Raw genomic sequence first — 5,590 nt, 5'->3', positions numbered from 1 at the left:
CGCACGACGGCGGAGCTCAAGCGGGTAACGGGAAGGTCGTGCCATGACTCGATCCTTTCATGAAATCGAGTCTCCATCCGAACCGGGGCGGTTCACAAGGAGCTTGATCACGCCCTGCCCCCTCCACGCACGACCGGCCCTCGCACGATCTGTCATAGAGGCAGGGATTACTCACGTCCAACCGACCGGCCACCCTTATCGTTCGGGGGCGAAATAGGCTGACATCGGCGAACGCTCCCCGTGGGCGACCCTTGGTTGCCCTCCGCCGTCCCGTCCGCTCCCGTTGTTTCTTGCAGGAGAGCTAGCAGTGTCTACGCCCTACCCGCCCCGACTTCCGCTGGCTCTGGCAAGTTTGACTGCCGCAGCCACCCTCGCGGCTTGCCAGCCCGGCCAGGACGATGAGGGATGGGAAGAGCCGACAGCCACGTCCAGTTCCCTCCTTCAGACGTCTTCGGCGCCCCCCTCGACCACCCTCAAGCGCAAGTTCCTCGTTGACCCCGTGAGCGTTGGCGGCCTCCACCGCGCCTCGGAACCCACGTCGCCATCGGAGATCTACACGGATCCCGGGGACGTGCGACCCGAGATGCACCTAGTTGCACGTGGCTTCCAGGCCGCCTCAGGGAAGAAGCAGCCGGTCGTCATCGAAGGGGTGGACAATGTGCCGGAGGACCCCTCGGTATGCCGAGAGCACATCGTTCGAGGAATGCTTGATCGCATGGGCTGGGACTACGGGTTAGGGCAGCTCAACGCAGGCCCTCTGGGGGGTGCCCCTATATGTTTCGTACCCGGCGTGGTCGGCTTGCAGGGGTCATTCCGGTTTTCGATCGATGGAGTGTTTGCTCGCTTCTCTGACGGGGGACAGCAACATCAGGTGCGGCTGGGCCGACGACACCACGGTGGGGGTAACCGTTATCCCGGACAGCACGGTGGCGGAGGCAGCCAAGCTGTTCCTGGCCATGCGCTCCGACCTCGAAAAGTGAAGGTCCAGATGCGGTTTGACCACCACTCAAAAGGTTGGTAGTCAACCCCCGTACCCGTCCCCTGTAGCCGGTTCAGTGTCGATAAGGGCCACCGGAGAGCCGGTCAAGCGGGTCTGCACGGGTAACGGATCTGATTCATGACTTCCGATAGCAGATGGACGGAAAATGGATCTGATGCGCTACCCTAAGAAGGCTTTTTGGCACATAAACACAGAGGAGAGCCAGAGGCCGGCCACGCACGTCGATCGTTTTCTCAGATGCGCGTCAAGAATATTTTCCCGACGAGGAAATTAGACGAAACTGACGCGCATGGATTGGCCCCTCGCTCGCCTGCCTTTAGGCGTAGCAGAGCGACGGATCATCGCCAGCTGGAACTTCGGACGGATCCAGTGAGCTTCAGAGTGGGCACCGATCGGGTGACGGTGCCGCCGTTGCCGCCGGCACGGCCGAGCACGATCACCTCGGTCCGGGCGGCCGTCAACAGCAGGCGCGACCTCACCCTGCCGAGTGACGCTGAAAAAGCTCAGTCACTGACGCTGAGGGGAGACAGGTTCCGATTGTCCGGTGCCCTCAACACGGGCAGGCTGACCCAGCAGGAGCCAAAATATCAGCTTCAACTCCCAGTCCAACGCGACGTATACAAGATCGGGCTGCGACCCGAAAAATTGTCCGCCATGGATAATCAACCAGTGGCTTCACCTAAAGGCCGTCCTGTAACTCGACGTGGAGGCATGCAATACCCACACATTCGACTACATGCTCGTGCGCTTCACGCCACTTCACATTACTGAAAAGAGACGCCTCTGGAGCCTCGGGAAGATGGCCAGAATAGCAGGTTGAGTTACCTGCGGGTTAGAGCACGATGGTGTCCCACCAAGTGGTGTAGCAGCGATCGCCGCGAAAGTGCAGTTCGTGGGCCAGATTCTGGCACTCGCCGACCGGACACACCTGACGCCACGTCAGTTAGTGACGCCTGCGGCGCGGCGCTGCCGACGTTGACGCGACCTTCTCCGAGGCCAGGCCATGGGCTCCGCGTCGGGCCGCCTCAGCCAAGACCCCCTACCTGATGGCCAGTCAGGTTGGCAGGGGTGTCGTGCGGGCTGATTGGGCACGTGACCTGCATCTTTGCCGTAATCGCTGCTACACCACATTGTGGGACACGACCTAGAGCACCATACTCGATTGCATCACTTGCACTGACGCTCCCCGCCGGGGTCAATCATCGATAGGCATGCACGGAGGTTGTGATGGAGGCAAATAGGATCGTATCCAGATGGCCGCTGGTGGGGCGGAACGAGGAGTTGAGGCGCTTCGCAATGGCGCAGGCTGACGAACATTGTCGGGGTTTCGTGATTTTCGGCCCCCAGGGTGTCGGCAAGTCGCGACTGGCCGAGGAGTGCTTGGCCAGAGCAGTGAAGAACGGGATGAAACATGAAAGGGTGACAGCATCCGCTGCCGCTTCGGCGGTACCTTTGGGAGCCATAGCGCATCTGATTCCGTCCAGCGTGGACTTTTCAGATCCAGCTCAAGGATTTGCTGCTGTGGCCGCCTCACTAGCCGGGCCGAAGCGCTGCCGCTGGACCCTCTTGGTGGACGACCTGCATCTGCTGGACGCTTCGTCTGCTGTTTTGCTGAGACATCTGATCGACGCCGGCGTGGTGTGGCTCATCGGTACGGTGCGTGAGGGAGAGCAGACGGGAGAAGCAGTAAGCGCCCTGTGCAAGGGAGACACTGTGCACCGGATCGACCTGGGTCCTTTCACCGAGGAGGATGTGGAAAGGCTGCTGGCCGCTGCTTTGGGCGGCCCAGTGGGAAGACGCACCGTCAGCAACCTGCACACCATTGCCGGAGGAAACGTACTTTACCTGCAGGAACTCGTCTTGGGGGCCCTAAAGTCCGATCTGCTCACCTCTCAGGGCTTGATCTGGGAGCTGACGGACGGCCGTCTCCCTGCCAGTCCGCAGCTGACGGACCTCATAACAACCCGCATTGCCGCCGTCGATCCGGTAGCGAGGCCCGTACTGGATTTGCTGGCTCTTTGTGCTCCGCTGCCCCTGGAAGATTGTCGCAGCATCTCCTCGCTGGAAACGCTGGCAGGCCTTGAAACCGCAGGCCTAATCAAGGTGACAACCGACAGGCGCCGGACCAGCCTGGCTCTGGCACACCCGCTCTACGGTGAACTGCTGCGCGCCCGCATCTCCGCGTCCCGAAAACAGGAACTGCTGCTGGCTCAGGCGGAGCGGACGAAAGCCTGGGGGGCTCGCCGTCGCGATGACCTCCTGCACATAGCCACCTGGCGCCTCGCGGCCACCGGGACTGCAAACTCCGACCTGCTAATGCGGGCGGCATCCATTGCTCGCCACGCCCACGACTACAAACGCGTCGTCGCTCTGCTGCGCGCCTTGCCCACAGGAACGCACACTTCACGGAGTCTGCTCCTGTTGGGCGAGTCCCTCTTCGAACAGGGAGACCCCGACACGGCCGAACAAGTGCTCCTTGAAGCCGGCGCCCTCGCAGAAACGGATGATGAAAAGCTGGACGTTGGCTTCGCACGCATGATGAGCCTCTTCTGGGCAGCCGGCCGCACGGATGCCGCACTTACGGTGAACGCGACGGTGAAGAATCAGCTGACGAGTCCGGACCATCAGCGGATGTTGAAGATTGCCGAAGGGGCCATGCGTTCGATCTGTGGTCAACCCGTCAAGGCACTGGTACTCCTGGACGCTCTCGACTCTGACCCTCTGCAAGCCCCCAACATCAGCATTTGGCTCATGGGAGCCATGATGAAACCAGCAGCTCTGGCATTGACGGGCAGAGCGGACCAAGCGGTGCTCTCCGCCCAAGCCTCCTACACCTTGCACAAAAAGCTCAACGACCAAGCACTGCTCCTCCCCCCGATTGGTCATCTGGTGTCTCTCGTTCTGGCCCAGGCCGAAGCTGGTTGTCTGAACGAAGCGCGCGAGACGGGGCGTCGAGCCTGGAGCAGGCTGCCGGAGATTCATGACCCGGTCAGCTGGATATGGATGGCCTATCATCAGGCGCACGTCGAGTGGCTGGCTGGCCACCCCGCTACGGCAAGACGCTGGTACGCTGAGTCAGCAGCCCAGGCCCGAACCTACCGTAATCACCGCGGGCTGCGCCTGGCTCTGTCAGGTCTGGCAGCCTGTGCCGCGATACAAGGTGACGTAGCTGCAGCGCAGGCATACCACGAAGAGGCTCTCGCCTACCCGCCGATGGGCTACCGCAACGGTGAGGAACACATCGGAGAGGCCTGGCTGTATGCCGCTCAGGGCCGACTGGCAGAGGCCCGCGCGGTACTGATCGCTGCGGCGCATGACGCCGGAGCCACCGGTCAGCTCGCTTCGGAATTTCTCCTGTTGACCGACGTCGCCCGCCTTGGCGGTTCGCATGAAGTGATCAATCGACTGCGCGAACTCGCTAGCACATGCGAGGGGAAACTTGCGGTCGCTCGTTTCGAGTTCGTTTCGGCGCTGGCTGCCGAAAACCCCCAGCGACTGCTTGCCGCGGCCGATAACCTCGAAGCGGTTGGCGCCGATCTTCTGGCGGCAGAAGCGGCGAGCACAGCCGCTCGTATGTGGAATCGCTCCGCACGGCCCCGCAACGCCACCGCCGCCACAAACCGAGCGAGCAGACTACTCGACCGCTGCGAGGCTGCCCGTACCCCACTAGTTGCGAACCTAACCGCTGCTACGCCGCTTACTCGTCGAGAGCGAGAAGTAGCTCAACTCGCGGCGCGAGGTGCTACAAGCAGGAGCATTGCCGCGACCCTCCACCTGTCGGTAAGCACCGTCGACAATCATCTACAAAGCGCTTACATCAAACTGGGTGTGACCGCACGGCAGGAACTCGCGCCTGCCCTGAGCTCCTATATGGTCATGGTGGAGTCCTTTTCGCCGTTCCCTGAACCGTGACCCCCTATCGGGGTCCTTGGGTTCTGCCTCGCGCTTTCACGAGGTGAGGTGTCCGAGGCTTGATCCAATAAGCGGAAAGTGCTCCTGCCCTGCAACGATGTGACTTGTCTACAGGTTGTCCCGTAACTGCTGGTCACGGATGAGATGATCTTGTCGTGTCTGGTGTGATCACGGCGTCGGAGCCAGGGCTCCGGCAAAGTTGTTGATCACGCTGTCAGGAGCAGGTTGATGGGGCGGTCGGTGGCGCGTGCGTGATGCCGCAGGGCGGCGGCGATGTTCTGGTGTCCGTCCAAGCGCAGCAGTGTGATCGCGGTGTTGCGCAGGCCCGCCATGACGCGGGGTGCGTTGCCGGTGCGGATCTGGGAGCGGTCTTCGGCGAAGGTGACGTCGCGGACCCAGTGCAGGCGGTTCTCGATCTCCCAGTGCGACTGCGTCCATGCGGCCAGGACGGCGGGCGGCGCGGTGCGGGCGTCCGCGCTGGTGATCAGGTAGACGATCTCGATGGTCCGTCGGCCCTTGCGGGTGACGGTGCGCCGCAGTTGGGCGACGTGCCCGGCCCCGGCGAACTCGACCCATGCCGGCACGTCGATGACCTTGATCGTGCGAGTGGCGCGGCGCCCATGTCCTCGATCCGTCCTGGTGACGGCGGGTATCGAAGTCCAGGGGAGCGCCTTGAGC

At 62.4% G+C, this 5,590-nt stretch carries 3 protein-coding genes; 2 read left to right on the top strand and 1 reads right to left on the bottom strand.

Features of this window, described 5'->3' with window-relative positions; genetic code table 11:
* Positions 1-836 precede the first annotated feature (836 nt).
* Positions 837-980, top strand: coding sequence for a hypothetical protein (locus tag ACH4ZX_RS40055; RefSeq protein ID WP_398283835.1), 144 nt, complete (start codon positions 837-839; stop codon positions 978-980).
* A 1,247-nt stretch (positions 981-2,227) separates the two neighbouring features.
* On the top strand, positions 2,228-4,912 hold the full coding sequence (locus tag ACH4ZX_RS40050) for a LuxR C-terminal-related transcriptional regulator (RefSeq protein ID WP_398283833.1): 2,685 nt from the start codon (positions 2,228-2,230) through the stop codon (positions 4,910-4,912).
* Between the two features lie 206 nt (positions 4,913-5,118).
* Here ACH4ZX_RS40050 and ACH4ZX_RS40045 read toward each other — a convergent pair.
* On the bottom strand, positions 5,119-5,590 hold a 472-nt coding region (locus ACH4ZX_RS40045), incomplete at its 5' end, for an ISAs1 family transposase (RefSeq protein WP_398283831.1).

This window comes from Streptomyces sp. NPDC020490 (assembly GCF_044335305.1).
GTDB lineage: Bacteria > Actinomycetota > Actinomycetes > Streptomycetales > Streptomycetaceae > Streptomyces.
The sequence above is the reverse complement of the archived record's forward strand: the minus strand, read 5'-3'. Positions and strand labels throughout refer to the sequence as shown.

Excerpts from the sequence above, each read along its gene's own strand:
- ACH4ZX_RS40050 (WP_398283833.1), top strand. The coding sequence starts at position 2,228 with ATGGAGGCAAATAGGATCGTATCCAGATGGCCGCTGGTGGGGCGGAAC.